This window comes from Pseudomonas sp. 51_B (genome assembly GCF_017491595.1).
In the GTDB taxonomy this organism is placed as follows: Bacteria; Pseudomonadota; Gammaproteobacteria; order Pseudomonadales; family Pseudomonadaceae; genus Aquipseudomonas; species Aquipseudomonas promysalinigenes.
This window is the reverse complement of record NZ_JAFGYW010000334.1, coordinates 1-463: the sequence shown is the minus strand read 5'-3', so window position 1 is coordinate 463 and position 463 is coordinate 1. Positions and strand designations below refer to the sequence as shown.

Annotated in this window: 1 protein-coding gene; it reads right to left on the bottom strand. The window is 56.8% G+C overall.

Annotated elements, in window-relative coordinates; genetic code table 11:
• A partial coding sequence (locus tag J5M56_RS25100; protein WP_207938073.1) for a BamA/TamA family outer membrane protein occupies positions 1 to 463 on the bottom strand: 463 nt, incomplete at both ends.

The window sequence follows — 463 nt, the reverse complement described above, 5'->3', positions numbered from 1 at the left end:
GGCCAAGGGTGCTGTCCTTGAAGCCACGTACCGAGTTGAAACCACCTGCATAGTAGTTTTCATAGAACGGCAAGCCGTCGGTCGAACCGTAACCGTCGCCATAACCGAGTTCGGTGTGCAGGCGCATGGTGTAGTTTTCGGTGATCGGCTGGAATAACTGGCCACGATAGTCGAGCTTGAAGAACGACAGGTCGCTGCCGGGGATGGTGGTTTCCAGAGTCAGGCTCTGGGCCCGGCCACGGGTCGGCAGTACGCCTTTGTTCAGGGTCGATTCCGACCAACCGGCCGAAGCCTTGAAGTTCAGGTAGTTATCGCCTTCCTTGTTAACGAAATCGAAAATCTCGTCAACGGTGTAGCGACCGGTGTTGATCTTGTCCTGTTGAACGGAAGCACCGAAGGTCAGACGCGAAGTCTCGCTGATCGGGTAACCGACGTTCACGCCGGCACCGAGGCTGTCTACCGC